This is a genomic window from Streptomyces sp. NPDC101178 (assembly GCF_044767965.1).
Taxonomy (GTDB): domain Bacteria; phylum Actinomycetota; class Actinomycetes; order Streptomycetales; family Streptomycetaceae; genus Streptomyces.
The window spans coordinates 461,401-487,837 of sequence record NZ_JBIWOZ010000001.1 but is presented as its reverse complement, the minus strand read 5'-3'; the positions used below and the strand labels follow the sequence as shown (position 1 = coordinate 487,837).

The 26,437-nt window shown below is 69.5% G+C and carries 21 protein-coding genes, 2 tRNA genes and 1 pseudogene; 22 read left to right on the top strand and 2 right to left on the bottom strand.

The features are described 5' to 3' along the window. The first annotated feature begins 121 nt into the window (after positions 1–121). The 4 genes from ACIRR8_RS02165 to ACIRR8_RS02150 all read left to right on the top strand — a co-directional run bounded on the left by ACIRR8_RS02165 (position 122) and on the right by ACIRR8_RS02150 (position 3,465). Positions 122–460, top strand: a complete 339-nt coding sequence (locus ACIRR8_RS02165; protein ID WP_351728676.1) for a hypothetical protein — start codon at positions 122–124, stop codon at positions 458–460. A 223-nt stretch (positions 461–683) separates the two neighbouring features. Then, the gene (gene repSA / locus ACIRR8_RS02160; RefSeq protein ID WP_404057967.1) at positions 684–2,114 is read left to right on the top strand and encodes a replication initiator protein RepSA; all 1,431 of its coding nucleotides are present in this window, start codon (positions 684–686) and stop codon (positions 2,112–2,114) included. A gap of 2 nt (positions 2,115–2,116) precedes the next feature. Then, a complete protein-coding gene (locus ACIRR8_RS02155) occupies positions 2,117–2,326 on the top strand; it encodes a helix-turn-helix domain-containing protein (protein ID WP_350828960.1) in 210 nt (69 codons plus the stop codon). After that, complete coding sequence (locus tag ACIRR8_RS02150) at positions 2,326–3,465, top strand: tyrosine-type recombinase/integrase (RefSeq protein WP_404057964.1); 1,140 nt, start codon at positions 2,326–2,328, stop codon at positions 3,463–3,465. The genes ACIRR8_RS02155 and ACIRR8_RS02150 overlap by 1 nt, the downstream gene beginning before the upstream one ends. Positions 3,466–3,536: 71 nt before the next feature. Here the strand turns inward: ACIRR8_RS02150 and ACIRR8_RS02145 are convergent. After that, positions 3,537–3,610: transfer RNA gene (locus ACIRR8_RS02145), tRNA-Gly, on the bottom strand. 168 nt (positions 3,611–3,778) lie between these two features. Here ACIRR8_RS02145 and ACIRR8_RS02140 point away from each other — a divergent pair. The 5 genes from ACIRR8_RS02140 (at position 3,779) to clpX (ending at position 8,515) form a co-directional block, all read left to right on the top strand. Then, positions 3,779–3,855 (top strand) — tRNA-Pro (locus tag ACIRR8_RS02140). Between the two features lie 151 nt (positions 3,856–4,006). After that, positions 4,007–5,389, top strand: coding sequence for a trigger factor (tig, locus tag ACIRR8_RS02135; RefSeq protein ID WP_404057962.1), 1,383 nt, complete (start codon positions 4,007–4,009; stop codon positions 5,387–5,389). Between the two features lie 298 nt (positions 5,390–5,687). Then, a complete protein-coding gene (locus tag ACIRR8_RS02130; RefSeq protein ID WP_404058693.1) occupies positions 5,688–6,293 on the top strand; it encodes an ATP-dependent Clp protease proteolytic subunit in 606 nt (201 codons plus the stop codon). Positions 6,294–6,375: 82 nt separating this feature from the next. Continuing rightward, a complete protein-coding gene (locus ACIRR8_RS02125; RefSeq protein ID WP_404057960.1) occupies positions 6,376–7,059 on the top strand; it encodes an ATP-dependent Clp protease proteolytic subunit in 684 nt (227 codons plus the stop codon). Between the two features lie 157 nt (positions 7,060–7,216). Beyond that, positions 7,217–8,515, top strand: coding sequence for an ATP-dependent Clp protease ATP-binding subunit ClpX (gene clpX, locus ACIRR8_RS02120; protein ID WP_018511479.1), 1,299 nt, complete (start codon positions 7,217–7,219; stop codon positions 8,513–8,515). A gap of 84 nt (positions 8,516–8,599) precedes the next feature. Here the strand turns inward: clpX and ACIRR8_RS02115 are convergent, their stop codons facing one another. After that, positions 8,600–9,616 carry a hypothetical protein gene (locus tag ACIRR8_RS02115; RefSeq protein ID WP_404057958.1) on the bottom strand — a complete coding sequence of 339 codons (1,017 nt, stop codon included), beginning with the start codon at positions 9,614–9,616 and terminating at the stop codon, positions 8,600–8,602. Positions 9,617–9,753: 137 nt separating this feature from the next. Between ACIRR8_RS02115 and ACIRR8_RS02110 the strand changes: the two genes are divergently transcribed. The 13 genes and pseudogenes from ACIRR8_RS02110 to ACIRR8_RS02050 all read left to right on the top strand — a co-directional run bounded on the left by ACIRR8_RS02110 (position 9,754) and on the right by ACIRR8_RS02050 (position 26,360). Next, positions 9,754–12,375, top strand: coding sequence for a valine--tRNA ligase (locus ACIRR8_RS02110; RefSeq protein ID WP_404057956.1), 2,622 nt, complete (start codon positions 9,754–9,756; stop codon positions 12,373–12,375). A gap of 132 nt (positions 12,376–12,507) precedes the next feature. Continuing rightward, complete coding sequence (locus ACIRR8_RS02105; RefSeq protein ID WP_404057954.1) at positions 12,508–14,031, top strand: bifunctional folylpolyglutamate synthase/dihydrofolate synthase; 1,524 nt, start codon at positions 12,508–12,510, stop codon at positions 14,029–14,031. Between the two features lie 5 nt (positions 14,032–14,036). Next, positions 14,037–14,390: a DUF4233 domain-containing protein gene (locus ACIRR8_RS02100; protein ID WP_404057952.1), complete on the top strand. Its 354-nt coding sequence runs from the start codon at positions 14,037–14,039 to the stop codon at positions 14,388–14,390. A 117-nt stretch (positions 14,391–14,507) separates the two neighbouring features. Beyond that, positions 14,508–14,921, top strand: a complete 414-nt coding sequence (gene ndk / locus ACIRR8_RS02095) for a nucleoside-diphosphate kinase (RefSeq protein ID WP_404057950.1) — start codon at positions 14,508–14,510, stop codon at positions 14,919–14,921. A 288-nt stretch (positions 14,922–15,209) separates the two neighbouring features. Beyond that, positions 15,210–16,229 (top strand): rod shape-determining protein, encoded by a 1,020-nt coding sequence (locus tag ACIRR8_RS02090; RefSeq protein WP_093687258.1) that lies wholly within the window; start codon positions 15,210–15,212, stop codon positions 16,227–16,229. A 169-nt stretch (positions 16,230–16,398) separates the two neighbouring features. Continuing rightward, positions 16,399–17,439 carry a rod shape-determining protein MreC gene (gene mreC / locus ACIRR8_RS02085; protein ID WP_404057947.1) on the top strand — a complete coding sequence of 347 codons (1,041 nt, stop codon included), beginning with the start codon at positions 16,399–16,401 and terminating at the stop codon, positions 17,437–17,439. Between the two features lie 11 nt (positions 17,440–17,450). Continuing rightward, on the top strand, positions 17,451–18,116 hold the full coding sequence (gene mreD, locus ACIRR8_RS02080) for a rod shape-determining protein MreD (protein WP_404057945.1): 666 nt from the start codon (positions 17,451–17,453) through the stop codon (positions 18,114–18,116). Positions 18,117–18,177: 61 nt separating this feature from the next. Beyond that, positions 18,178–20,397, top strand: a complete 2,220-nt coding sequence (mrdA, locus tag ACIRR8_RS02075) for a penicillin-binding protein 2 (RefSeq protein WP_404057943.1) — start codon at positions 18,178–18,180, stop codon at positions 20,395–20,397. Next, positions 20,397–21,590 carry a rod shape-determining protein RodA gene (rodA, locus tag ACIRR8_RS02070; RefSeq protein WP_404057941.1) on the top strand — a complete coding sequence of 398 codons (1,194 nt, stop codon included), beginning with the start codon at positions 20,397–20,399 and terminating at the stop codon, positions 21,588–21,590. The genes mrdA and rodA overlap by 1 nt, the downstream gene beginning before the upstream one ends. Before the next feature lie 29 nt (positions 21,591–21,619). Beyond that, positions 21,620–23,146, top strand: a complete 1,527-nt coding sequence (locus tag ACIRR8_RS02065) for a CHAD domain-containing protein (protein ID WP_404057939.1) — start codon at positions 21,620–21,622, stop codon at positions 23,144–23,146. A gap of 52 nt (positions 23,147–23,198) precedes the next feature. Beyond that, entirely contained in the window at positions 23,199–25,127 is a 1,929-nt protein-coding gene (locus tag ACIRR8_RS02060; protein WP_404057938.1) for a TIGR03960 family B12-binding radical SAM protein, read from the top strand. 110 nt (positions 25,128–25,237) lie between these two features. Beyond that, positions 25,238–25,456, top strand: a pseudogene (locus ACIRR8_RS02055) (hypothetical protein); the annotation flags it as partial. A 124-nt stretch (positions 25,457–25,580) separates the two neighbouring features. Then, entirely contained in the window at positions 25,581–26,360 is a 780-nt protein-coding gene (locus tag ACIRR8_RS02050; RefSeq protein WP_404057937.1) for a TIGR03936 family radical SAM-associated protein, read from the top strand. Positions 26,361–26,437 lie beyond the last annotated feature (77 nt).

Here is a 26,437-nt window from a genome sequence, read left to right as displayed (position 1 = left end):
ACCCGCGCAGCCCTTCGTGCTCAACTGGCTTAAGCCAGTAAGTGGCTCAAGCCAGTTGGGGGCGGCGTTCCTACCGCCAAGCAGACACACCGCCCCCCTGTCCCATCAGGGAGCTTCCATCATGACTGCTTCTGCTGTGGTTGTGCGTCGTTCGGCGTTAGGTCGGGCCTGCCCGGCGTGCCTGGAGTCGCGGTGCGCCGAACCGGGTGAGTGCCTGTACTTCCTGACATCCCGCCCCTGGGCGGACTGCTCGGAGTGCGCCGGGTCTGGCTGGGCCGGTGAGGACGACTGCCTGTCGATCTTCTGCTGGGTCTGCGAGGGCTCCGGTCTCAACGAGTTCGACCCCGGCCAGATCACGGCCAGCGAGATCAGCGACCGCGCCAAGGACCGGCACTCGGCCCACATCGGCCGTCTCTCCGCGCTCGTGGGTGCGGCTCCTCGGCTGGAGGTGGCCGCGTAATGGGACTGTTCGGAGGTAGCAAGCAGAGCAAGGCGGAGAAGGCGTCTCAGGCAGAGATGCTGCGTACGCATAACGAGTCGGTTGACGCGTACTGGCGTAGCTCCGTCGATCCCTCGCCCGAGGCGCGGCGTGAGATGGAGCGCGCCTATCAGGCCAAGTCGGACGCCTACGACGCTCATCAGAGGGTCGTGGAACGTGAGTCCGCGCGCCGGGGGCGTCGCCGGTGACCCTCTTTCCCGTAGAGCCCTCGGCCGTGGCCGGTGCTGCCGCGATCGTGGGCACCGATCCGCTGACCCTGGCTGACCTCTTACGGGTCGCCAACGCCCCCGGCTTCGGCCGGTGGCAGGAGCAGGTCCGCCGGACCGGTGGCTGCTCGGACCCGATCCACCTGGAAGGCATGACCACCACCCGCGACGCGAAGTCGGGGCAGGTGCTCTACTCCTACAGCACCCAGGGCGAGCCCGGTGGACGGCTCCGTGTCGCGTGCGGGAACCGGCGGGCCTCCCGCTGCCCCTCCTGCGCCTGGACCTACGCCGGAGACACCTTCCACCTCATCCGCGCCGGACTCACCGGCGACGTGGCCAAGGGGACGCCGGTGACGGTGCGCACGCACCCCAAGGTCTTTGCCACCCTCACGGCCCCGAGCTTCGGCCCGGTCCACAACCGGCCCAACCGGGGTGTCTGCCGGTGCGGCACCGACCACCCCGAAGACTCCCCGCTCCTCGGCAACGCCCTGAACCCGGGCACGTACGACTATGCGGGGGCGGTGCTGTGGAACAACCACGCCGGGGACCTCTGGCGACGGTTCACCATCTACCTCCGCCGGGAGGTCGCCGCCCGCGCCGGCCTTTCCCAGAAAGAGGCTGCCGAGGTCTGCCGGGTCTCCTTCGGGAAGGTCGCCGAGTTCCAGAAGCGCGGCGCGGTCCACTTCCACGCCATCGTCCGACTCGACGGCCCCGAAGGATCTGAGACCCCGCCCCCGGGCTGGGCCTCCGTCGCCCTGCTCACGGACGCGATCCAGGCGGCTGCCGCCCGTGCCACGGTCCCGCTCCCGCCCTCCGGCGACCATCCCGCCCGGACGCTGGCATGGGGCACACAGGTGGACGTCCGCCCCATCGGTGCTGGGAGTGCGAATGAGGACCTGTCGGAGGAGGCGGTGGCCGCGTACGTGGCGAAGTACGCCACCAAGGCTGCCGAGACCACCGGGACGGTGGACCGCCGCATCGGGGAGCTGGGAGAGCTGGACAAGCTCACCGACCTGCCCGACCACGCCCGCCGCCTGATCGAAGCGTGCTTCGTCCTGGACGACGCCTACCCGGACCGGATGCTGTGGCGCTGGGCCCACATGCTCGGCTTCCGTGGCCACTTCTCCACCAAGTCCCGCGCCTACTCCACCACCCTCGGCGCACTCCGCCAGGTGAGGGCCGACTACCGGGCCCGCCAGGAACGCCGCGAACGCGGCCTCCCTGACCCCGATGACGCCCCGGAGGGCTCCACACTGACCCTCGCCCACTGGACCTACGCAGGGCACGGCCACACCCCGGGTGAGTCCTGGCTCGCTGCCACGATCGCCCGCGATATCCAGACCGGCCGCACCACCGCCCGCGAAGCACGCGCCGAACTCGAAGCACTCGACACGATGGGGGAGTGGTGAGCATGGAACGCTTGCTCAGCGTTGATCAGGTCGCCGAACTCCTCGGCACCACCGCCCGGTTCCCCCGGCGGCTGATCGAGGAGCGCCGGATCACCTTCGTCAAGGTCGGCCGACACGTCCGCATCCCCGAGACCGCCGTAGCGGCCTTCATCGCTGCCAACACCGTTGAGCCCGTGTTGCTGCGCCGTGCTGCTCTGAGGAGGGCTGCCTGATGGCAGGCAAAAAGCGTTCCTTCGGGCGGGTACGGAAGCTGCCTTCCGGCCGCTATCAAGCTCGCTACCTCGGAGCCGACGGCATCGACCGGCCCGCGCCTGAGACCTTCCGAACCAAGCGTGATGCCGATGACTGGCTGGCGGAGCGGCAAGCGGAACTGCGTTCGGGCGACTGGTCTGACCCTGGTGCGGGCCGGATCGATTTCGGTTCCTACGCGGCCACTTGGATCACCGAGCGCGGCATTGGGGCCTCGACCGCCGATCTCTACCGCTCGCTGCTCCGCAATCACCTGGTCCCCACCTTCGGCAACGTCGCGGTAGCGGACATCACCTCGGCCATGGTCCGCGCCTGGCGGGTCGCCCGACTGGAGGGCGGGACCGGCCCGTCAACGGTTGCGAAGTCGTACGCCCTCCTCCGGGCGGTACTGATGACCGCAGTAGATGACCGGTTGATCCGGCGAAACCCCTGCCGGGTCAAGGGGGCCAGCACCGCACCGACCCCTGAGCGGCCCATAGCGACGGTTCAGGAGGTCTACGCGCTCGCGGAGGCCATCCAGCCTAGGTATCGCGCCCTTGTCCTCCTGGCGGCTTTCTCCGGGCTTCGCTGGGGGGAGTTGGTCGGGCTCCGCCGTCGAGACTTGGACCTGTCGGCCGGCGCTTTGCGGGTGCGTCGGAATATCGCCGAACTCCACAACGGCACGCGTCTGGTGAAGGAGCCCAAGAGCGCTGCCGGGAAGCGCACCGTGGCGATCCCGGCGGTGATCCATGGCGAGCTGGCCGCGCATCTGACGGTCTACGCGGAGCCCGGAGCGGATGGCCGGGTCTTCGTTGGTGCCAAGGGCGCGACGCCTCGGCGGAACCACTTCAACCGGCTGTGGCGCAAGGCGTGCGATCTCGCTGCGATCAAGGGGCTGCACTTCCATGATCTTCGTCATACGGGCAACACCCTGGCGGCGGCGACCGGTGCCAGTACGCGCGAGTTGATGACGAGAATGGGCCACAGTACGGCCCGTGCGGCGCTGATCTACCAGCACGCGACCGCCGAGCGAGAGCGGCTGATCGGCAACGCGGTGAGCGCGGCCATTGAGAAGGCCCGGAAGCAAGAGTCCGATCCGAACGGGCACACAGCGGGCACGTAGGGCTAGATGAAGATCGGCAAAGCGCTAGGGCCAGGCTGGAGAATGACTCTCCGACCTGGCCCTTAGGCATCTGGAGCGGGCGACGGGAATCGAACCCGCGTAGCTAGTTTGGAAGACTAGGGCTCTACCATTGAGCTACGCCCGCGTGCACCGCACCGCAGGTCCACCGGACCGCGGCACGGAAAGCATCGTAGCGGGTCGGCGGCGCTCTCCGCACACCCGTTGACGCCGGCCGCCGGACCACCGCTCCCCGCCCCTGTCGTAAAGGGGCCGACGCAGGGCTCCGGTGCATGTACCCTACGTGTCGCACCGACGGGGTGTGGCGCAGCTTGGTAGCGCGTCCGCTTTGGGAGCGGAAGGTCGTCGGTTCGAATCCGGCCACCCCGACCACCAGCAAGATCGCATTGTGGGAGTCCTCCCCCTTGCCGTTACTATGCAAATTGCGTGCCCGTGTGTCTGATGTACCGGGCTCGGTCCGCGAAGCCGCCAGTCAGGCGGCCCAGCAGAACCCCAAGAAGTCAGCCACCAAGGAGACCGAACCGTGAAGAGCGCCGTGGAGACCCTGAACCCGACCCGGGTTCGGCTCAGCATCGAGGTGCCCTTCGAGGAGCTCAAGGACAGCCTCGACGCGGCGTACAAGAAGATCAACCAGCAGGTCACGGTGAAGGGCTTCCGCAAGGGCAAGATCCCCGCCCGGGTCATCGACCAGCGGTTCGGCCGCGGTGCTGTGCTGGAGGAGGCCGTCAACGACGCCCTTCCGAAGTTCTACACCGAGGCGGTCAACGAGGGTGAGCTGAACGTCCTCGGCCAGCCCGAGGTCGACATCACCGAGCTGAAGGACGGCGAGCTGCTGGCCTTCACCGCCGAGGTTGACGTACGCCCCGAGATCGAGATCCCGGACTACTCCGGCATCGAGGTCACCGTCGACGCCCTTGAGGTCACCGACGAAGAGGTCGAGAAGGCCGTGGAGCAGCTGCGCGAGCGCTTCGCCTCCACCAACCCGGTCGAGCGCGCCGCCGCCGACGGTGACGTCGTCACGATCGACCTGGAGGCCAAGGTCGACGGCGAGGTCCTGGAGGACGGCGTGGCCGCCGGTGTCTCGTACACCATCGGTTCCGGCGAGCTCCTCGACGGTATCGACGAGGCCGTGACCGGCCTGGAGGCCGGTGGCGAGGCCACCTTCACCTCCGAGCTGAAGGGCGGCTCCGCCGAGGGCAAGGCCGCCGAGGTCACCGTCAAGGTCACCGCCGTCGCCGCCCGTGAGCTCCCCGAGCTGGACGACGACTTCGCCCAGATGGCCAGCGAGTTCGACACGCTGGAGGAGCTGAAGGCCGACAGCCGCAAGCGCCTGGAGACCACCAAGCAGTACGACCAGGCCACCCAGGCCCAGGAGCGCGTCCTGGAGGAGCTGCTGAAGCTCGCCGAGGTCCCGATCCCGGAGAAGCTGCTCGCGGACGAGGTCCAGACCCGCAAGCACAACCTGGAGCACCACCAGCTCGGCCAGATGGGCCTCGACCTGGAGAAGTACCTCGAGATCCAGGGCAAGACCCTGGAGGAGTTCGAGAACGAGACCTCCGAGCAGGCCATCAAGGGCATCAAGACCCAGTTCATCCTGGACGAGCTCGTCAACAAGGAGAAGCTCAACGTCAACCAGGAGGAGCTCACCGAGCACCTCATGCGGCGTGCGGCCTCCTCCGGCATGAGCCCCGACCAGTTCGCCCAGGCCGTCGTCGAGGGTGGCCAGGTACCGATGCTCGTCGGCGAGGTCGCCCGCGGCAAGGCGCTCGCCGTCGTCGTCGAGGCCGCCAAGGTCGTCGACACCAACGGTGAGGTCGTCGACCTGGAGGACGACGAGGACGAGACCACGGAGGTATCCGCCGAGGCCGCCACCGAGGACAAGGCCGAGGAGAAGAACGAGGCCTGAGCCTCGCCCTGATCCCAGGTCGGCCACGCGCCGGCCGGCACGACGGGCCCCGGACGCACCACACGCGTCCGGGGCCCGTCGCTGTCACACCCCGCATCGCTGTGCGGCACCGGAACCCCTGTGCCCACGGCGGACCTTGCGCTCCCAGCGAACAGTTGCGGAACCGGGATGGCGTTGTCCTACCTGCGCGTTAGGGTCCATGAAGAGGAAGGGTGGGGGAGTCCCCCATCCCCCGGTACGAAGACGCTGAGACGGCCGGAGCCGTCAGAGACGAGCAGGTGGATACGTGACGAATCTGATGCCCTACGCCGCCGGAGAGCCGTCCCTCGGTGGAGGCCTCGGTGACCAGGTCTACAGCCGACTGCTCGGCGAGCGCATCATCTTCCTCGGTCAGCAGGTCGACGATGACATCGCCAACAGGATCACCGCGCAGCTCCTGCTCCTTGCCGCCGACCCGGACAAGGACATCTACCTCTACATCAACAGCCCCGGTGGCTCGGTGACCGCCGGCATGGCGGTCTACGACACCATGCAGTACATCCCGAACGACGTGGTCACCATCGGCATGGGCATGGCGGCCTCGATGGGCCAGTTCCTGCTCACCGGCGGCGCCGCGGGCAAGCGTTTCGCGCTCCCGAACACCGACATCCTCATGCACCAGGGGTCGGCCGGTATCGGCGGAACGGCCTCGGACATCAAGATCCAGGCGGCGTACCTGCTCCGCACCAAGACGCGCATGGCCGAGATCACCGCCCACCACTCCGGCCAGTCCGTCGAGACGATCATCCGCGACGGTGACCGCGACCGCTGGTACACGGCGGAGGAGGCCAAGGACTACGGCCTCATCGACGAGATCATCACGGTCGCGTCGGGCATCCCGGGCGGCGGCGGCACGGGTGCCTGATCCGGTCCCCACCGGACCGTCGGCACCCCACCCGCACCCCCTTCTCGTACGCCGAGACCTCCAGCCCCAGAACGCCACCAGGATGGTGAACACCCACATGAACAACTTCTCCGGCGCCTCCGCGAGCGGCCTCTACACCGGCCCGCAGGTGGACAACCGCTATGTCGTCCCGCGCTTCGTGGAGCGCACCTCGCAGGGTGTGCGTGAGTACGACCCGTACGCGAAGCTCTTCGAGGAGCGCGTGATCTTCCTCGGTGTCCAGGTCGACGACGCCTCGGCCAATGACGTCATGGCGCAGCTGCTCTGCCTGGAGTCGATGGACCCGGACCGCGACATCTCGATCTACATCAACAGCCCCGGCGGCTCGTTCACCGCGCTCACCGCGATCTACGACACGATGCAGTTCGTGAAGCCGGACATCCAGACGGTCTGCATGGGCCAGGCCGCCTCGGCCGCCGCCGTCCTGCTCGCCGCCGGCACCCCGGGCAAGCGCATGGCGCTCCCGCACGCCCGCGTCCTCATCCACCAGCCGTCCTCGCAGACGGGTCGCGAGCAGCTCTCCGACCTGGAGATCGCCGCCAACGAGATCCTCCGGATGCGGACGCAGCTGGAGGACATGCTGGCCCGGCACTCGACCACCCCGGTGGAGAAGATCCGCGAGGACATCGAGCGCGACAAGATCCTCACGGCCGAGGACGCCCTGGCGTACGGGCTCGTCGACCAGATCGTGTCCACCCGCAAGACGACCGCGGGCGCATCGGTCTGACGTCGGTCTTTCCCCTTGGCACATTCCGTTTGCACGGTCTCGGCCGTGTGAACCGTGCCAAGGGGGGCCCGAACGGGGGCCCAGGCAAGGTACCGTCGGATAGAGGCACCAGGAGCCGCTGAACCAGGCGGCCTCCCAGGCGAAGGGGAAGCACCTCGTGGCACGCATCGGTGATGGCGGCGACCTGCTCAAGTGCTCGTTCTGCGGCAAGAGCCAGAAGCAGGTGAAGAAGCTCATCGCGGGACCCGGTGTGTACATCTGCGACGAGTGCATCGATCTCTGCAACGAGATCATCGAGGAGGAGCTCGCGGAGACGAGCGAGGTCCGCTGGGAAGAGCTTCCCAAGCCCCGCGAGATCTACGAGTTCCTCGAGGGGTACGTCGTCGGGCAGGAGCCCGCGAAGAAGGCCCTCTCGGTCGCGGTGTACAACCACTACAAGCGGGTCCAGGCCGGGGAGAACGGCGGCGGTGCCGGTCGCGAGGACGCGATCGAGCTGGCCAAGTCGAACATCCTGCTGCTGGGCCCCACCGGCTCCGGCAAGACGCTGCTGGCGCAGACGCTGGCCCGCATGCTCAACGTCCCGTTCGCCATCGCGGACGCGACGGCTCTGACGGAGGCCGGCTATGTCGGCGAGGACGTCGAGAACATCCTGCTGAAGCTGATCCAGGCGGCCGACTACGACGTCAAGAAGGCCGAGACCGGGATCATCTACATCGACGAGATCGACAAGGTCGCCCGGAAGAGCGAGAACCCGTCGATCACCCGCGATGTCTCCGGCGAGGGCGTCCAGCAGGCCCTGCTGAAGATCCTGGAGGGCACCACCGCCTCCGTCCCGCCGCAGGGCGGACGCAAGCACCCGCACCAGGAGTTCATCCAGATCGACACGACGAACGTGCTGTTCATCGTGGGCGGCGCCTTCTCCGGCCTGGAGAAGATCATCGAGTCCCGGGCCGGCGCCAAGGGCATCGGCTTCGGCGCCACGATCCGCTCCAAGCTGGAGATCCAGGCGAGCGACCAGTTCCAGGAGGTCATGCCGGAGGACCTGGTGAAGTTCGGGATGATCCCCGAGTTCATCGGCCGCCTCCCCGTGCTGACCTCGGTCCACAACCTGGACCGCGAGGCGCTGCTCCAGATCCTCATCGAGCCGCGCAACGCCCTGGTCAAGCAGTACCAGCGCCTCTTCGAACTCGACGGCGTGGAGCTGGAGTTCGAGCGCGAGGCACTGGAGGCCATCGCCGACCAGGCGATCCTGCGCCAGACCGGCGCGCGCGGCCTGCGCGCCATCATGGAGGAAGTCCTCCAGTCCGTGATGTACGAGGTCCCGTCCCGCAAGGACGTCGCCCGCGTCGTCATCACGCCGGACGTCGTCCGCGACCACGTCAACCCGACGCTGGTCCCGCGCGAGCCGCGCACGATCGGCAAGAACGACGGCGGCCGCCACGAGAAGTCCGCCTAGCGGCAGACGACTTACGTACGCCGAAGGGGCGCCCACCGGTCAACCGGAGGGCGCCCCTTCGAGGTTGAGCGCGAACGCGGCGCGTCAGATCTTGGTGCGCGAGGTGTTGTAGAGCTTGGCGGCGAGGGCGGCGACCTCGTCCTGCGCCATGGCCTTGCCGGTGAGGGCTCCGCCGACGTCCACGGCGACGACCATGCCGACCGTGCTGTAGTCGGCCCAGATGCAGACCGGGGTGATGACCTCCTTCGGCCCCTTCGCGAGGGTGCCGTCGGCCTTGTCGTTGATGGTCTTGAGGTTCTGGCACCTCATCAGAGCGCCCTCGAAACCAGCCGGCTTGACGTCCTTGGCATCGCCGACGAGAGAGACCTTGGCGCCGTTGCTGCTCTCGCTCATCTTCTTCTCGGCGTCGCTGAAGGAGTTGTTGATGACCTTCGCCGGGTCCTCTACCTCGCCCCAGTAGCCCTGGAGAAGGAGCATCTTCTGCGTGAGCGGGTTGTCCTTCGAGCCGCTCTGGTAGTCAGCACCGGCCTGCTGCGGGTTCTTGACGCCCGCGGCCTCGGCGTCCTCCTTCGACTTCCCGGTCACCGGGCCGGAACGTACGGGCTTGGAGGTGTCCCGCGCGTAGTCGTCCACCGACGCGGCCGGCGTCAGCTTGTACCCCTTGGTGGAGTCGGCCACATCGCTGTTACTCGCCCCGCCCGCGAAGTACCAGACCCCCGCCCCGATGACCGCCAGCGCCAGCACCGACGCTCCCACGATCAGCCCGGTCTTCTTCTTCGGCTGCTGCGGCGGGTACGGGGGCTGGCCCCCGTACACCGGCTGGCCGCCGTAGGGAGGAGTGGGCGGCTGCTGCCCGTACGGGCCCGGCTGCTGCGGCTGCGGGTAGCCGTAGCCGGGCTGGCCCTGCGGTGCGCCGTACGGGCCGGGCTGCTGCTGCGGCGGGACGCCCTGAGGGGCCTGCTGGGGGTAGCCGTAGCCGGGCTGGCCCTGGGGCGGGCCCTGCGGCGGCGGGCCGCCGTACGGCCCGGGCTGCTGTCCGTACGGTCCGGGCTGGCCCTGCGGCGGCTGCCCGCCGTACGGGCCCGGCTGGTTGTAGCTCATTGCGGTGTCCCCTCCGAAACTCTTATGCGTTGCGAACATCCTGACGGAAGCCGCCCTGACATGGGCCATCGGCCCGGACACCGTTACTGAACCAATCCGTTTCAGTGCAGAGCTGTGACGGCCCTAAACTGTCCCCCGTGACCGAGAACTCATCGCAGCAGCCAGCCAGCACCCCCGAACTGCCGACCACGTACGCGCCGGCCGATGTAGAGGGGAAGCTGTACGAGCGCTGGGTAGAGCGTGGTTACTTCGAAGCCGACGCGAAGAGTGACAAGCCTCCGTACACCATCGTCATTCCGCCCCCCAACGTCACCGGCGCCCTCCACCTGGGCCACGCCTTCCAGGTCACGCTGATGGACGCCCTCACCCGCCGCAAGCGGATGCAGGGCTTCGAGACGCTGTGGCTGCCCGGTATGGACCACGCCGGTATCGCCACCCAGAACAAGGTCGAGCAGCAGCTCGCCGAAGAGGGCAAGTCGCGGCACGACATCGGCCGTCAGGCGTTCGTCGAGCGGACCTGGCAGTGGAAGGAGGAGTACGGCGGCCGGATCCTCGGCCAGCTGCGCCGCCTCGGTGCCGGCCTGGACTGGTCGCGCGAGCGCTTCACCATGGACGAGGGCCTCTCCCAGGCCGTCCAGACGATCTTCAAGAACCTGTTCGACGACGGGATGATCTACCGCGCCGAACGCATCATCAACTGGTGCCCGCGCTGTATGACGGCCCTCTCGGACGCGGAGGTCGACCACCAGGACGACGCCGGCGAGCTGGTCTCGCTGAAGTACGGCGAAGGTGACGAGACGCTCGTCGTCGCGACCACCCGCGTCGAGACGATGCTCGGCGACACCGCCGTCGCCGTCCACCCCGACGACGAGCGCTACGCCCACCTGATCGGCAAGCGGATCAAGCTGCCGCTGACCGACCGTACGATCCCGGTCGTCGCGGACACCCATGTCGACCCGGAGTTCGGCACCGGTGCGGTCAAGGTCACCCCGGCCCACGACCCCAACGACTTCGCCATCGGCCAGCGTCACGACCTGGAATCCGTCACGATCATGGACGGGCGCGGCATCATCACCGTCCCCGGTCCCTTCGAGGGCCTGGACCGGTTCGAGGCGCGTTCCGCGATCGTCGAGGCGCTGCGCGAGCAGGGCCGGGTCGTCGCGGAGAAGCGTCCGTACATGCACTCCGTCGGCCACTGCTCCCGCTGCAAGACCACGATCGAGCCGCGGCTCTCGCTGCAGTGGTGGGTCAAGGTGGAGACGCTCGCCGCCGCCGCGGGCGACGCGGTCCGTGACGGCCGCGTCGAGATCCACCCGAAGGAGCTGGAGCGCCGCTACTTCGACTGGGTCGACAACCTCAACGACTGGTGCATCTCGCGCCAGCTCTGGTGGGGCCACCGCATCCCCGTCTGGTACGGCCCCGACGGCGAGGTCGTCTGCGTCGGACCCGACGACGAGCCGCCGACCGGCGAGGGCTGGTTCCAGGACGAGGACGTCCTGGACACCTGGTTCTCCTCCGGCCTGTGGCCGTTCTCCACGCTCGGCTGGCCGGAGCAGACGCCGGACCTGGAGAAGTTCTACTCCACGGACGTCCTGCTCACCGGCCACGACATCATCTTCTTCTGGGTCGTCCGGATGATGATGTTCGGCCTGTACGCGATGGACGGCGAGGTCCCGTTCAAGACGGTCGCCCTCACCGGTCTCGTCCGCGACGAGTTCGGCAAGAAGATGTCGAAGTCCAACCCGAACGCCGTCGACCCGATCGTCTGGATGGACGCCTACGGCTCCGACGCCGTCCGCTTCACCCTGGCCAACGGCGCCAACCCGGGCGCCGACGTCCCGATCGGCGAGGACTGGGTCAAGGCCTCCCGCAATTTCGCCAACAAGATCTGGAACGCCACCCGCTTCGCGCTGATGAACGGTGCGACGGTCGAGGGCCCGCTGCCGGACCCGTCGGAGATGACGGCCACCGACCGCTGGATCCTCTCCCGCCTCAACGAGACCGTCGCGGACGTCGACCGCTTCTACGACGACTTCCAGTTCGCGAAGATCTCCGACGCGCTCTACCACTTCGCGTGGGACGAGGTCTTCGACTGGTACGTCGAGCTGTCCAAGACCACGTTCTTCGCGGGCGGCGAGCAGGCCAAGGTCTCGGGCCGGGTCCTCGGTGAGGTCCTCGACGTCACCCTGCGCCTGCTCCACCCGATCGTCCCGTTCGTCACGGAGACCCTGTGGACCACGCTGACCGGCGGCGAGTCCGTCGTCGTCGCGCAGTGGCCCGCGGACTCCGGCTTCCGTGACGAGGCGGCAGAGAAGGAGATCGAGCTGGTCCAGCAGGTCGTCACCGAGGTCCGCCGCTTCAAGGGCGACCAAGGCCTCAAGCCCGGCCAGAAGGTCCCGGCCCAGCTGACCCTGACCGGCACCGCGCTGGCCCCGCACGAGGCGGCCATCCGCCAGCTGCTCCGGCTGGAACCGGCCGGCGAAGGCTTCCACGCCACCGCGTCCCTCCCGGTCGCCGGGGCCACCGTCGCGCTGGACCTGTCCGGCACGATCGACGTCCCGGCCGAGCGCAAGCGCCTCACCAAGGACCTGGAGGCGGCGCGCAAGGAGAAGGCGCAGGCGGAGGGCAAGCTCGGCAACGAGGCGTTCCTCGCCAAGGCCCCGGACAACGTGGTCGACAAGATCCGCGGCCGGCTCTCCAAGGCCGAGGCCGACATCGAGCGGATCTCCGCCCAGCTGGCGGCGCTCCCCGCGAGCTGATGGGCTGAGCAGCCGACCGGCGAAGCCCCCGCACCCCGACCGACCGGGGGATGCGGGGGCTTCGCCGTACCCCCGCTCCGCACTCCGCCGGGCGCTGCGCGCGATGTCGGCGCCCATCCGTAGACTGGCCCCGTGAGTGAGCCCCGCCCTTCAGACCGGCACGACGCGTCCCAGCCCGACGACACCTTCGCGGAGATCGTCGGCGAAGAGACCCAGCGCGACCCCGACCTGGCGGTGATCGAGGCCGGGAGCCGCACCCTGCGCACCTACGGGGGCGCGCCGCAGGCCGACGCGGTCCCCGCCCGGCCCGCCGACCCCGAGACCGACCGGGCGCTGCGCGCGGTGGAGCAGGAGCTCGCCGGGCGCTGGGGCGAGACCAAGCTGGAGCCGTCCGTCACGCGCATCGCCGCCCTGATGGACGTGCTCGGCGAGCCGCAGCGCGCCTACCCCTCGATCCACATCACCGGCACCAACGGCAAGACCTCCACGGCCCGCATGATCGAGGCCCTGCTCAACGCCTTCGAGCTGCGCACCGGCCGCTACACCTCGCCGCACGTCCAGTCGATCACCGAGCGCATCAGCCTCGACGGCTCGCCGATCGCGCCCGAGCGCTTCATCGAGACGTACGAGGACGTCAAGCCGTACGTCGAGATGGTCGACGCCCAGCAGCCCTACCGGCTCTCCTTCTTCGAGGTGCTCACCGGCATGGCGTACGCGGCCTTCGCCGACGCGCCGGTCGATGTGGCGGTCGTCGAGGTCGGCATGGGCGGCACCTGGGACGCCACCAACGTCATCGACTCCACCGTCGCCGTCGTCACCCCGATCTCGCTCGACCACACCGACCGGCTCGGCACCACACCGGCCGAGATCGCCGGCGAGAAGTCCGGCGTCATCAAGCAGGGCGCCACGGTCATCCTGGCGCAGCAGCCGGTGGACGCCGCGCAGGTGATGCTGAAGAAGGCCGTCGAGGTGGACGCCACCGTGGCCCGCGAGGGCATGGAGTTCGGCGTCACCTCCCGCGAGGTCGCCGTCGGCGGACAGCTGGTCACCCTGCGCGGACTCGGCGGCGAATACGAGGAGATCTTCCTCCCGCTGTACGGGGCCCACCAGGCGCACAACGCGGCCGTCGCGCTCGCCGCCGTCGAGGCGTTCTTCGGCATCGGCGCCGAGCAGGCCCGCTCGCTCGACATCGACGCCATCCGCAAGGCCTTCGCCGCCGTGGTCTCGCCCGGCCGCCTGGAGGTCGTGCGCTCCAGCCCGACCGTCGTCCTGGACGCCGCGCACAACCCGGCGGGAGCCAGGGCCGCGGCGGACGGGATCTCCGAGGCGTTCAGCTTCTCCCGGCTCATCGGCGTGGTCGGCACCAGCGGCGACAAGGACGTACGCGGTCTCCTGGAGGCCCTCGAGCCGATCTTCGCCGAGATCGTCGTCACGCAGAACTCCACCGACCGCGCGCTGGACGCGGACGAGCTGGCCGCGATCGCCGTCGAGGTCTTCGGCGACGACCGGGTCCAGGTCGAGCCGCGTCTCGACGACGCGCTGGAGGCGGCGATCACGCTGGCCGAGGAGGACGACGAGTACGCGGGCGCCGGGGTCCTGGTGACCGGATCGGTGATCACGGTCGGCGAGGCCCGGCTGCTTCTGGGAAGGGGCTGACAAGGATGCGTACGCTCTGCGCCTCGACGCTGCTCGGTGAGTTCTTCGTGATCGGCTTCGCCGGTCTCGTCGCGATGAAGCTCGACGACGTCTCCCAGGCCACGGTCTGGACGGTCTGCGGGGCCGGCATGGTGCTGTCCCTGCTGCTCTGCGGGATGCTCACCCGGCCCGGCGGCATCCAGCTCGGCTGGGCGCTCCAGGTGGCGCTGGTCCTCAGCGGATTCGTGGTCCCGATGATGTTCATCCTCGGCCTGGTCTTCGGCGGGCTGTGGTGGGCCTCCGTGCACTACGGCCGCAAGATCGACGAGGCCAAGGCCCGCTGGGCCGCCCAGCAGAAGGCCGGCAAGGCCACGGCCTGAGATGACGGCAGGTGCCCGGGGCGCGTAGGTGACCCTGAGTGAACCCGGGCGCAGACCCGTCCCCGTACCCCTGTAATCTCGCCTCACCGCACCCGAAGTGTCTGCAAGGAGCCGCACATGACTCAGCGCACCCTCGTCCTCCTCAAGCCCGACGCGGTCCGCCGCGGCCTGATCGGCGAGATCGTCGGCCGGATCGAGCGCAAGGCGGAGTGGCGGATCACCGCGCTGGAGCTGCGCACCCTGGACCACGACACGCTGGAGCAGCACTACGGCGAGCACAAGGGCCGCCCCTTCTACGAGCCGCTCATGGAGTTCATGGCCTCCGGCCCGGTCGTCGCCCTGGTGGCCGAAGGCGAGCGGGTGATCGAGGGCGTGCGCACGCTCGCCGGCCCCACCGATCCGATCGCCGCCGCGCCCGGGTCGATCCGCGGTGACTTCGGCACGATCACCCGGGAGAACCTCATCCACGCCTCGGACTCGCCGGAGTCCGCAGAGCGAGAACTGAAGCTTTTCTTTCCGGGACTTTCCTGACCCGATCGGCCAAACAGCGCTGCCTGCCTGGGGCGACCGAAGTAATTCGGTCGCCCTTCGGCATAGGGTTCCCTCTCGCGGGAACGCATCCCTCCGACGTAACGTCACCATGGGTAGAACGGGCACCCGTTCCGCTCACACTGGCGAAGGACCCTCGCGCTGTGTCCGTGCATACGGCACTACGATGGAAGCTTCCACGCCCGCAGCGCCAACCTCGCCTACCAGAACAAGCCATCTTCGCTACCTGGGAAGGCCCGACGCATCCTCATGGGGAACAAGGGGAACTCAATGTCGTTCATCGGCCGTGACATGGCTATCGACCTCGGGACTGCCAACACGCTGGTGTACGTCAGGGGGCGCGGCATCGTCCTGAACGAGCCGTCCGTCGTGGCCATCAACACCAACACCGGCGGGATCCTGGCAGTCGGCTCCGAGGCCAAGAAGATGATCGGGCGGACGCCGGGCAACATCGTTGCCGTGCGGCCGCTGAAGGACGGCGTGATCGCCGACTTCGAGATCACGGAGCGGATGCTCCGCTACTTCATCCTCAAGATCCACAAGCGCCGCTACCTGGCCCGCCCGAGGGTCGTCGTCTGCGTTCCCTCCGGTATCACCGGGGTCGAGCGCCGCGCCGTCATCGAGGCGTCCACGCAGGCCGGCGCGCGCCAGGTGCACATCATCGAGGAGCCCATGGCCGCGGCCATCGGCTCCGGCCTGCCGGTCCACGAAGCCACCGGCAACATGGTCGTCGACATCGGTGGCGGCACCACCGAGGTCGCGGTGATCTCGCTCGGCGGAATCGTCACTGCCCAGTCGATCCGGACCGCCGGTGACGAGCTGGACAACGCGATCATCCAGCACATCAAGAAGGAGTACTCGCTCCTCCTCGGTGAGCGCACCGCCGAACAGATCAAGATCACGATCGGTTCGGCGTACGACATGGACAAGGACGAGCACACCGAGATCCGCGGCCGCGACCTGGTCTCCGGGCTGCCGAAGACGGTCGTCATCTCGGCCGCCGAGGTCCGCAAGGCGATCGAGGAGCCGGTCAACGCGATCGTCGACGCGGTGAAGACGACGCTCGACAAGTGCCCGCCCGAGCTCTCCGGCGACATCATGGACCGCGGCATCGTCCTCACGGGCGGCGGCGCGCTGCTGCGCGGCCTGGACGAGCGGCTGCGCCGCGAGACGGGCATGCCGATCCACATCGCCGAGGACCCGCTGGACTCGGTGGCGCTCGGCTCCGGCAAGTGCGTCGAGGAGTTCGAGGCGCTCCAGCAGGTGCTGGACGCCCAGCCCCGCCGGTAGGACAGACGGAACATCACCCGATCCGGCGCGCGGACGCTGCGGCTCCGCCCGCCGGATCGTTGATATAGATCGTTGCTGTACACGTACCGAAGTGCACGGGCGCTGACGTACCGACAGCGACGTACACACAGGCACGAACATTCCGACGAGGAAGGCACGGCCGCCGCACGTGAGGGACACACGAGAGAGCCGGCTGCTCCTGGTGCTGCTGATCGCCATCGCATTCGCCCTGATCACGGTCGATATCCGAGGCGGCGAGGGATCACCGGTGGACGGCGCACGGCAGGCCGCGGCCACCGTCTTCGGGCCGATCCAGAACGGCGTCGCGACGGCGGTCGACCCGGTGGGCAACGCCATAGGGGCGGTACGGGACTCCGGCAAGCGCCACGACCGGATCTCCGCCCTGGAGCAGGAGAACGCCGCGCTGAAGGCGAAGCTCGGCAGCGACGACCGCACCAACAGCCGCGTCCGCCAGCTCGACGCCATGCTGAAGAACGCGGGCGCCGGACAGTACGGCATCAAGGGCGCCGAGGTCATCGCCATAGGAGCGGCCCAGGGCTTCTCCTGGACGATCACCATCGACGCCGGATCCGACGACGGCATCCGCCGCGACATGACCGTCCTCAACGGTGAGGGGCTGGTCGGCCGCGTCACGACCGTCGGCCCGAGCACCGCTACGGTCCTGCTCGCCAACGACCCGGACTTCACCGTCGGCACCCGGATGGAGAAGACCGACGAGCTCGGCTTCGCCACCGGCCAGGGCTCACGCCCGCTCTCGGTGCAGTTCCTCAACGGCAAGGCCAAGGTGGCGGCGGGCGACCGGCTCGTCACCTTCGGCTCCAGCAAGGACAAGCCCTTCGTGCCCGGCGTCCCGGTCGGCGAGGTCGTCCGCGTCGACCCCTCCGGCGGCGCGCTGACCCGGACGGTCTACGTGAAGCCGTACGTCGGGTTCACCAAGCTCGACATCGTCGGCGTCGTCGTCCAGGCCCCGCGCTCGGACCCCCGTGACACGGTCCTGCCCAAGCAGCCCGTCAAGACGAAGCCCAAGCCGACCCCCACGGTCACCGTCACCGTCCAGCCCAACGGCGACCTCGTCGACGGCTCGGGCAAGGTCGTCGGCAACATCAACGAGAACGCGGGCGACGGCGCGGCAGGCGACCAGCAGGGCAACGCCCAGCAACCCGACAACGCGGCAAACGACCAGGAGTAGAGCTGATCCCCATGCGCCTGAACCGGACTCTGCTCTCCATCGTCCTGGTCACCGTCGCCCTCGTCGTCCAGGTGACCGTCCTCGCCCGCCTCCAGCTCCCCGGCGCCGTCCCGGACCTGCTGCTCCTGACCGTCCTCGGACTCGCCTTCGTGTACGGGCCGGTCAGCGGCGCGCTCATCGGCTTCGGCGCCGGACTCCTCGCGGACCTCGCGCCGCCCGCCGACCACGCCGTCGGCCGCTACGCCCTGGTGCTCTGCGTCATCGGCTACCTCGCGGGCATGGTCCGGCCGGAGAACGGGCAGCTCAAGTCGGCCTTCGCACCGATGGCCGCGGTGGTCGCCGCCGCGCTGGGATCGACCCTGCTCTACGCGGGCGTCGGCGCCCTCGTCGGCGACACGGCCGCCCGCCATGTCGGCCTCGGCAGCCTGCTGTTCACCGCCGCGGTGTACGACCTGCTGCTGGCGCCCTTCGTCGTGCCGCTGATCATGGCCCTGGCCAGACGCACCGAGAGCGACCCGGTCTCCGAGGCCGCCGGAGGCGGCAGCGACGTCGCCGCGGGCTGGCTCTCCTCCGGCACCGGGCTGCGCATCGGCAACCAGCGCGGCGGCCTGCGCGTGAAGGCCGCCCGCAACCGCGCCGCCCGCGCGGGCCGCATCAAGGGGGTCAAGCGCCTGTGAGGCTGTATTTCCCGGGGGACGACCCCCGCACCCTCAGCCGGACCACCACCGGGGGCACCCCGTGAGCAACATTCCCGAGACCGGGCGGACCCAGCGGGTCCAGATCCGGCTCATCGTCATCCAGGTCCTCGTCTTCTCGCTGCTGCTTACCCTCGGCGGCCGCCTCTGGTACCTCCAGATCCGCAACGGCGACGAGTACAGCGACAAGGCGGCCGGCAACGGCGTCCAGCAGGTCGTCCAGCCCGCCGTGCGCGGCTCGATCCTCGACGCGCGCGGCGTCCCGCTCGCCGACAACGAGACCCGCCTCGTCGTCTCCGCCAGCCGCACCGAGCTGCTGAAGATGAAGGACGACGGCGTCGGCGTCCTCACCCGGCTCGCCGACGTCCTGGACATGAAGCCGCAGGACGTGCGGGACAAGGTCCGGCTCTGCGACTCCAAGACCCCGCAGCCCTGCTGGAACGGCTCGCCCTACCAGCCGATCCCGGTCACCGACGAGGCCACCACCCAGCAGGCCCTCCAGATCCGCGAGCGCGCCGAGGACTTCCCCGGCATCACCGCCGAACCCACCGCCGTACGCCGCTACACCGCACCCGGCAAGGCGAAGACCGCGCAGGTGCTCGGCTATCTGTCGCCCGTCACCGACGACGAGATCCAGAAGGCGCTGGACGGCCCGTCGCCGTACCTGCGCTCGGACCAGGTCGGCCGCTCGGGCCTGGAGCGGACGTACGACAAGGAGCTGCGCGGCAAGGCGGGCGTCACCCGCTACGAGGTCGACAACCTCGGCCGCGTCATGGGCGAGGCGGAGAGCGACCCGGCGGTGGCCGGCTCCAGCCTCGTCACCAGCCTCGACGCCCGCGTCCAGGCGGTGGCCGAGTACGAGCTCGCCCAGGCGATGAAGACCGTCCGCCAGGAGACCGACAAGATCACCGGCCGCAAGTACGAGGCCGACTCCGGCGCCGTCGTCGTCATGGAGTCCAAGACCGGCCGCGTCGTCTCGATGGCCTCCCAGCCCGACTACGACCCCAACGACTGGGTCGGCGGCATCTCCGGCAAGCAGTACGCCAAGCTGACCAGCGAGAAGTCCAACTACCCGCTGCTCAACCGGGGCATCCAGGGCCAGGCGCCCGCCGGCTCCATCTTCAAGGTGGTCTCCGCGAGCGCCGCCGTCCGCGGCGGCCACGCCTTCAACGACCGGTACAACTGCAGCAGCTCCTACAGCCTCGGCAACCAGACCTTCGCCAACTTCGAGTCCCAGGGCCACGGCCCGATCACCCTCGGGGACGCGCTCAAGTACTCCTGCAACACCGTCTTCTACCGCCTCGGCCACGAGGAGTGGTCCAAGGACGGCGGCATAAAGCCGAAGAAGGACGCCAAGAACTGGTTCTACACCACCGCCCGCGACTTCGGTCTCGGCGACGAGACCGGCATCGACCTGCCGAACGAGGTCAAGGGCCGCATCCCGGACCGCCAGTGGAAGCAGGACTTCTGGGAGGCGAACAAGGGCGCCTGGTGCAAGGAGGGCAAGAAGGGCGGCACGTACGTGCAGCAGATCGCGTACGAGAGCTGCCTCGAAGGCAACCAGCTCAAGGCGTACGACAGCATCAACTACGCCATCGGCCAGGGTGACGTCCTCGTCACCCCGATCCAGATGGCCACCGCCTACGCCGCCATCAGCAACGGCGGCACCCTCCACGCCCCCACCGTCGGCAAGGCCGTGATCAGCCCCGACGGCAAGAGCATCCAGGAGATCAAGCCCAAGTCCACCGGCAAGCTGCCCGTGAACGCCCAGACCATCAAGGACCTCGACAAGGGGCTGCGCTCGGTGGTCGAGCCCGGCGGCACGGCGGCCTGGCGGTTCGGCGGCTGGCCGCAGGACAAGATCCCGATGCGCGCCAAGACCGGCACGGCGCAGGTGTACGGCAAGCAGACCACCTCGTGGTTCGCGACCTACACCGACGACTTCACGATCGTCATGACGATCTCCCAGGGAGGCACCGGCTCCGGCGCCTCCGGGCCCGCCGTCCGCAAGATCTACGACGCGCTCTACGGCCTCGACGCCGAGGGCAACCAGGATGTGAGCAAGGCCCTGCTGCCCAAGCCCCAGAAGGCGCTGCCGAAGGTCCAGCCCGACGGCTCGATCCACGCCCCGAAGATCAAGCCGTACAACCCCGTCCCGACCCAGCCGGAAGGCCAGGAGGCCGACCCGGAGAACCTGGTGCCGCAGCCCCCGGGCCAGCCGGGACTCACCGGATCACCGGCGATGACCGGGAGGCGGCCCTGATGGCAGGTGGCTTCTCCGTATCCCGTTACGCCCCCGATCAGGGCTCCTGGGCCAAGCTGACCGCCCGCGACTCCGTCGCCCGGCGGCTGGACTGGCCGCTGCTCGGCGCCTCGCTCGCGCTCTCGCTCCTCGGCGCGGTGCTCGTCTGGTCCGCGACCCGCAACCGCGACCACCTCACCCAGGGCGACCCGTACTTCTTCCTGCTCCGGCACGCCATGAACACCGGCATCGGCATCGCGCTGATGATCGCCACGATCTGGCTCGGCCACCGCACCCTGCGCGGAGCCGTCCCGGTCCTCTACGGCATCTCGGTGCTGCTGGTCCTGGCCGTCCTCACCCCGCTCGGCACCACGATCAACGGCGCCCACGCCTGGATCAAGCTGCCCGCCGGGTTCTCCATCCAGCCCTCCGAGTTCACCAAGATCACCATCATCCTGGTGATGGCGATGCTGCTGGCGGCCCGGGTCGACGCGGGCGACCAGCCCCACCCCGACCACCGGACCGTCGCCAAGGCGCTGGGCCTCGCGGTCATCCCGATGGCCATCGTCATGCTGATGCCGGACCTCGGCTCGGTGATGGTGATGGCCGTCATCGTCCTCGGCGTCCTGCTGGCCTCCGGCGCCTCCAACCGCTGGGTCTTCGGCCTGCTCGGCACCGGCGCCGCCGGAGCCGTCTCGGTCTGGCAGCTCGGACTGCTCGACGACTACCAGATCGCCCGGTTCGCCGCCTTCGCCAACCCGGCGCTCGACCCGGCCGGCGTCGGCTACAACACCAACCAGGCCCGCATCGCGATCGGCTCCGGCGGCCTCACCGGCACCGGGCTCTTCCAGGGCACCCAGACCACCGGCCAGTTCGTCCCCGAGCAGCAGACCGACTTCGTCTTCACCGTCGCCGGTGAGGAGCTGGGCTTCCTCGGTGCCGGGCTGATCATCGTCCTGCTCGGTGTCGTCCTGTGGCGCGCCTGCCGGATCGCCCGCGAGACGACCGAGCTGTACGGCACGATCGTCGCCGCCGGCATCATCGCCTGGTTCGCCTTCCAGGCCTTCGAGAACATCGGCATGACGCTCGGCATCATGCCGGTGGCCGGCCTGCCGCTGCCCTTCGTCTCCTACGGAGGGTCCTCGATGTTCGCCGTCTGGGTCGCGATCGGGCTGCTCCAGTCGATCAGAGTGCAGCGCCCGATGTCCGCCTGAACCCGACCCACCCGGGTAGGTGTCCGTATATGGCGGACACCAAGCGCGAGATCGAGCGGAAGTACGAAGCCACCGACGCCACCCGGCTGCCCGACCTGAGCCGGGTGGCCGGGGTCGGCCGGGTCCTGGAGCAGGGCGTCACGGAGCTGGACGCCGTCTACTACGACACCGCCGACCTCCGCCTCGCCCAGGGTGCCCTCACCCTACGCCGCCGGAGCGGGGGAGCGGACGAGGGCTGGCACCTGAAGTTCCCGGTCGCCACCGGCATCCGCGACGAGCTCCACGAACCGCTCGCCGACACCCTGCCGCCCTCCTTCGCCGCCCTCCTCCGCTCCCGCCTCCGGCACGCGGAACCGGCTCCGGTCGTCCGCCTGCTCACCTCCCGCGACCTCCAGCACCTGACCGACGCCGACGGCACCCTCCTCGCCGAGGTCAGCGTCGACAACGTGCTCGCCGAACGGCTCGCGGGGGAGGGGGCCGGCACCACCGCCACCTGGACCGAGATCGAGGTCGAGCTGGCCGAGGGCGGCGACCCCGCCTTCCTGGACGCGGTCGAGAAGCGGCTCCGCAAGGCCGGGGTGCGCCCGTCGGCATCCGCGTCGAAGCTCGCCAGGGCGCTGGCGGAAACGGCACCCGTACGCAAGGAGGAGAAGCCGAAGACAAAAGCCCCGCGGACCGCGGGCGACCACGTCCTCGCCTACGTACGCAAGCAGATCCGCACCATCGTCGACCTCGACCCCGCCGTCCGCCGCGACCTGCCGGACTCCGTGCACAAGATGCGCGTGGCCACCCGGCGGTTGCGCAGCGCTTTCAAGACGTACCGCAAGATCCTGGACCGCGAGGTCACGGACCCGATCGGCGCCGAGCTCAAGTGGCTCGCCGGTGAGCTGGGCGTCGACCGCGACCAGGAGGTCCTGGACGAGCGGCTGACCACCCGGATCGCGGCCCTGCCCGCCACATCGGCCCTCGGCCCGGTGCGCGACCGGCTCCAGGTCTGGTCGGCCGCCCGCCGCTCCGGATCGCGCCGCCGGATCACCGGCGTACTGGACGGGAAGCGGTATCTGGCGCTCCTCGACACCCTGGACGCCCTCGGCGCCGAACCACCGCTGCGCCCGGCCGCCTCCCGCACACCCGAGAAGGCGCTGCCCCGCGCGGTGCTCAAGGACTACGAGAAGCTCGCGCGCCGCATGGACCACGCCCTGGAGCACCCGCCGGGCCCCGAGCGCGACACCGCCATGCACGAGGCCCGCAAGGCCGCCAAGCGTGCGCGGTACGCGGCCGACGCGGCCGAGCCGGCCCTCGGCAAGCCCGCCAAGCGGTTCGCCAAGCGGGTGAAGGCCGTCCAGTCCCTGCTGGGCGACCACCAGGACAGCGTGGTCGCCCGTGAGGCACTGCGCACCCTCGCCGTCCAGGCGCACGCGGCCGGCGAGACCGCCTTCACCTGGGGACTTCTGTACGGACACGAGGAGGCGACCGCCGACCGGCGCGAGCGCGAGCTGCCCGAGGTCTGGAGCCGCGCATCGGACCCCGTACTCCGGGCGGATCTGAAGCACTGAGACGCGCGGTACGCTGGATGGTCACCCCTGCCGGCTCACGAAGGTTCGCGAGATGTCTGCCGCATCGGTCTTCCCACAGCTCGAGGCTCTGCTCCCGCATGTGCAGAAGCCCATCCAGTACGTCGGCGGTGAGCTGAACTCCACCGTCAAGGACTGGGACAGCTGCGACGTCCGCTGGACCCTGATGTACCCCGACGCCTACGAGGTCGGGCTGCCCAACCAGGGCGTCATGATCCTCTACGAGGTACTGAACGAGCGCGAAGGCGTCCTCGCCGAGCGCACGTACAGCGTCTGGCCGGACCTCGAAGAGCTGATGCGCGAGCACAAGGTGCCGCAGTTCACCGTGGACAGCCACCGCCCCGTCGGCGCCTTCGACGTCTTCGGGCTCAGCTTCTCCACCGAGCTGGGCTACACCAACATGCTCACCGCCCTGGACCTGGCGGGCATCCCGCTGGAGGCCAAGGACCGCACGGTGGACCACCCGATCGTCCTCGCGGGCGGCCACGCGGCCTTCAACCCCGAGCCGATCGCGGACTTCATCGACTGCGCGGTCATCGGCGACGGCGAGCAGGCCGTCCTGGAGATCACCGAGATCATCCGCGCCTGGAAGGCCGAGGGCCGTCCCGGCGGCCGCGACGAGGTGCTCTTCCGGCTCTCCAAGACCGGTGGCGTCTACGTCCCGCGCTTCTACGACGTCGAGTACCTCCCCGACGGCCGCATCGGCCGCGTCGTGCCCAACCGGTCCGGCGTGCCGTGGCGCGTCTCCAAGCACACCGTCATGGACCTCGACGAGTGGCCCTACCCCAAGCAGCCGCTCGTCCCGCTCGCGGAGACCGTGCACGAGCGGATGTCCGTGGAGATCTTCCGCGGCTGCACCCGCGGCTGCCGTTTCTGCCAGGCCGGCATGATCACGCGCCCCGTGCGGGAGCGAAGCATCACCGGCATCGGCGAAATGGTCGACAAGGGCCTCAAGGCGACCGGCTTCGAAGAGGTCGGCCTGCTCTCCCTCTCCTCCGCCGACCACAGCGAGATCGGCGACATCGCCAAGGGGCTGGCGGACCGCTACACCGACGACAAGATCGGCCTCTCGCTGCCCTCCACCCGCGTCGACGCGTTCAACGTGGACCTGGCCAACGAGCTGACCCGCAACGGCCGCCGCTCCGGCCTCACCTTCGCCCCCGAAGGCGGCTCCGAGCGGATGCGCAAGGTCATCAACAAGATGGTCTCGGAGGAGGACCTGATCCGGACCGTCGCCACCGCCTACGGCAACGGCTGGCGCCAGGTGAAGCTGTACTTCATGTGCGGCCTGCCCACCGAGACCGACGAGGACGTCCTCCAGATCGGCGACATGGCGGTCAACGTCATCGCCAAGGGCCGCGAGGTCTCCGGCCAGAACGACATCCGCGCCACGGTCTCCATCGGCGGCTTCGTGCCCAAGCCGCACACGCCGTTCCAGTGGGCCCCGCAGCTGAGCGCCGAGGACACCGACGCCCGGCTGAAGAAGCTCCGGGACAAGATCCGCGACGACAAGAAGTACGGTCGCTCCATCGGCTTCCGCTACCACGACGGCAAGCCCGGCATCGTCGAAGGCCTGCTCTCGCGCGGCGACCGGCGCGTCGGCTCCGTCATCCGCGCGGTCTACGAGTCCGGCGGCCGCTTCGACGGCTGGCGCGAGCACTTCAGCTACGACCTCTGGATGAACTGCGCCGAGAAGACGCTGCCCGACTTCGGCGTCGACGTCGACTGGTACACCACCCGCGAGCGCACGTACGAGGAAGTCCTGCCCTGGGACCACCTCGACTCCGGTCTGGACAAGGACTGGCTCTGGGAGGACTGGCAGGACGCGCTCGACGAGACCGAGGTCGAGGACTGCCGCTGGACCCCGTGCTTCGACTGCGGCGTCTGCCCGCAGCTCGACCTGGACATCCAGATCGGCCCGACGGGCAAGAAGCTGCTCCCGCTGAGCGTGGTCAACAAGTAGCGGGTCCGTGACACACCGCAGGCCCGGCCCGGCAACCCCGGACCGGGCCTGCGCGTCATGGAGGGCACGGACGACCGCAGCCACCGAGGGGTGTCCGGCCGATCATGCCGGGCTCGCCGGCAAGACACCCCCTGCCCACCGCCCGGGAAGCCGTGCGGCAGGCCCGCCGCGACGCCTGGCGCGCACCGGTCGGCGGGGCGGCCGGAACGCGGTCCGGGGAACCGGTGGGGGTGCCTGCGCGTACTCTGGGTAGTACAACGACTGTCCCCAGCGCGGCGCAGGCGTCCGAGACCTCCCTGCTGAGCGAGAAACTCGTCAAGCAGGGGTGAGCCGGAGCGGCACCCCGGGGACCACCCCGTATTTCGTGGGCGGCGCTCCCCGGCGCCCGCCCCGCACCGAGGAGAAGAACCACTGGGCAAGCGACAGCCCGAAGGCCCGCCGCCCGCACCGGCAGTGCAGCGCATCCGTCTGCGCTACACCAAGCGCGGCCGCCTCCGGTTCACCAGTCACCGCGACTTCCAGCGGGCCTTCGAGCGGGCACTGCGCCGCTCCGAGGTGCCGATGGCGTATTCGGCGGGTTTCACCCCGCACCCCAAGGTGTCCTACGCCAATGCCGCCCCCACCGGCACGGGCAGCGAGGCCGAGTTCCTGGAGATCGCCCTCACCGAGGCACGCGACCCCAGCCTCCTGCGCGAGCTGCTCAACGACTCGCTGCCGGACGGTCTCGACATCACCGACGCGGTGGAGGCCCGCACCTCCGGCCTCGCCGACCGGCTGACCGCCTCGGTCTGGGAGATGCGCCTGGACGGCGTCGATCCCGACGAGGCCCGCAGAGCCGTCGACGCGTTCAACGCCGCCGGGACCGTCGAGGTCCAGCGCAAGGCGAAGAACGGCATCCGCACCTTCGACGCCCGCGCCGCCGTCGCCGACCTGCGAGCTCTTGATCACTCGGCTGATAGGCCGGGGGACGGGCCCTGTGCGATACTGCGGCTGGTTGTTCGGCACGTGACACCTGCCGTGCGACCCGACGACGTCCTGTCCGGTCTCCGCGCTGTGGCCGACCTGGCGCCGCCCGTCCCCGCCGCGGTGACGAGGCTGGCGCAGGGGCTCTTCGACGAGGAGTCCGGCACGGTGACCGACCCGCTCGCGCCCGACCGCGAGGCCGCCCCGACCGCACACAACGCGGTCGCAGCAGCCGTCGCGACGGCGCCGGAAGGTGCAGGTTCCGCGTAGGCGGTCGTTGTAGCGCAGCCCTCCGACTCGGGAGCCACCTGGGTCGGGCCGCGCACTGACCCATAAGACTTTCGCCA

Excerpts from the sequence above, each read along its gene's own strand:
- ACIRR8_RS02165 (WP_351728676.1), top strand. The coding sequence starts at position 122 with ATGACTGCTTCTGCTGTGGTTGTGCGTCGTTCGGCGTTAGGTCGGGCC.
- ACIRR8_RS02155 (WP_350828960.1), top strand. The coding sequence starts at position 2,117 with ATGGAACGCTTGCTCAGCGTTGATCAGGTCGCCGAACTCCTCGGCACC.
- ACIRR8_RS02150 (WP_404057964.1), top strand. The coding sequence starts at position 2,326 with ATGGCAGGCAAAAAGCGTTCCTTCGGGCGGGTACGGAAGCTGCCTTCC.
- ACIRR8_RS02130 (WP_404058693.1), top strand. The coding sequence starts at position 5,688 with ATGCCCTACGCCGCCGGAGAGCCGTCCCTCGGTGGAGGCCTCGGTGAC.
- ACIRR8_RS02125 (WP_404057960.1), top strand. The coding sequence starts at position 6,376 with ATGGTGAACACCCACATGAACAACTTCTCCGGCGCCTCCGCGAGCGGC.
- ACIRR8_RS02115 (WP_404057958.1), bottom strand. The coding sequence starts at position 9,616 with ATGAGCTACAACCAGCCGGGCCCGTACGGCGGGCAGCCGCCGCAGGGC.
- ACIRR8_RS02100 (WP_404057952.1), top strand. The coding sequence starts at position 14,037 with ATGCGTACGCTCTGCGCCTCGACGCTGCTCGGTGAGTTCTTCGTGATC.
- ndk (WP_404057950.1), top strand. The coding sequence starts at position 14,508 with ATGACTCAGCGCACCCTCGTCCTCCTCAAGCCCGACGCGGTCCGCCGC.
- ACIRR8_RS02090 (WP_093687258.1), top strand. The coding sequence starts at position 15,210 with ATGTCGTTCATCGGCCGTGACATGGCTATCGACCTCGGGACTGCCAAC.
- mreD (WP_404057945.1), top strand. The coding sequence starts at position 17,451 with ATGCGCCTGAACCGGACTCTGCTCTCCATCGTCCTGGTCACCGTCGCC.
- rodA (WP_404057941.1), top strand. The coding sequence starts at position 20,397 with ATGGCAGGTGGCTTCTCCGTATCCCGTTACGCCCCCGATCAGGGCTCC.
- ACIRR8_RS02065 (WP_404057939.1), top strand. The coding sequence starts at position 21,620 with ATGGCGGACACCAAGCGCGAGATCGAGCGGAAGTACGAAGCCACCGAC.
- ACIRR8_RS02060 (WP_404057938.1), top strand. The coding sequence starts at position 23,199 with ATGTCTGCCGCATCGGTCTTCCCACAGCTCGAGGCTCTGCTCCCGCAT.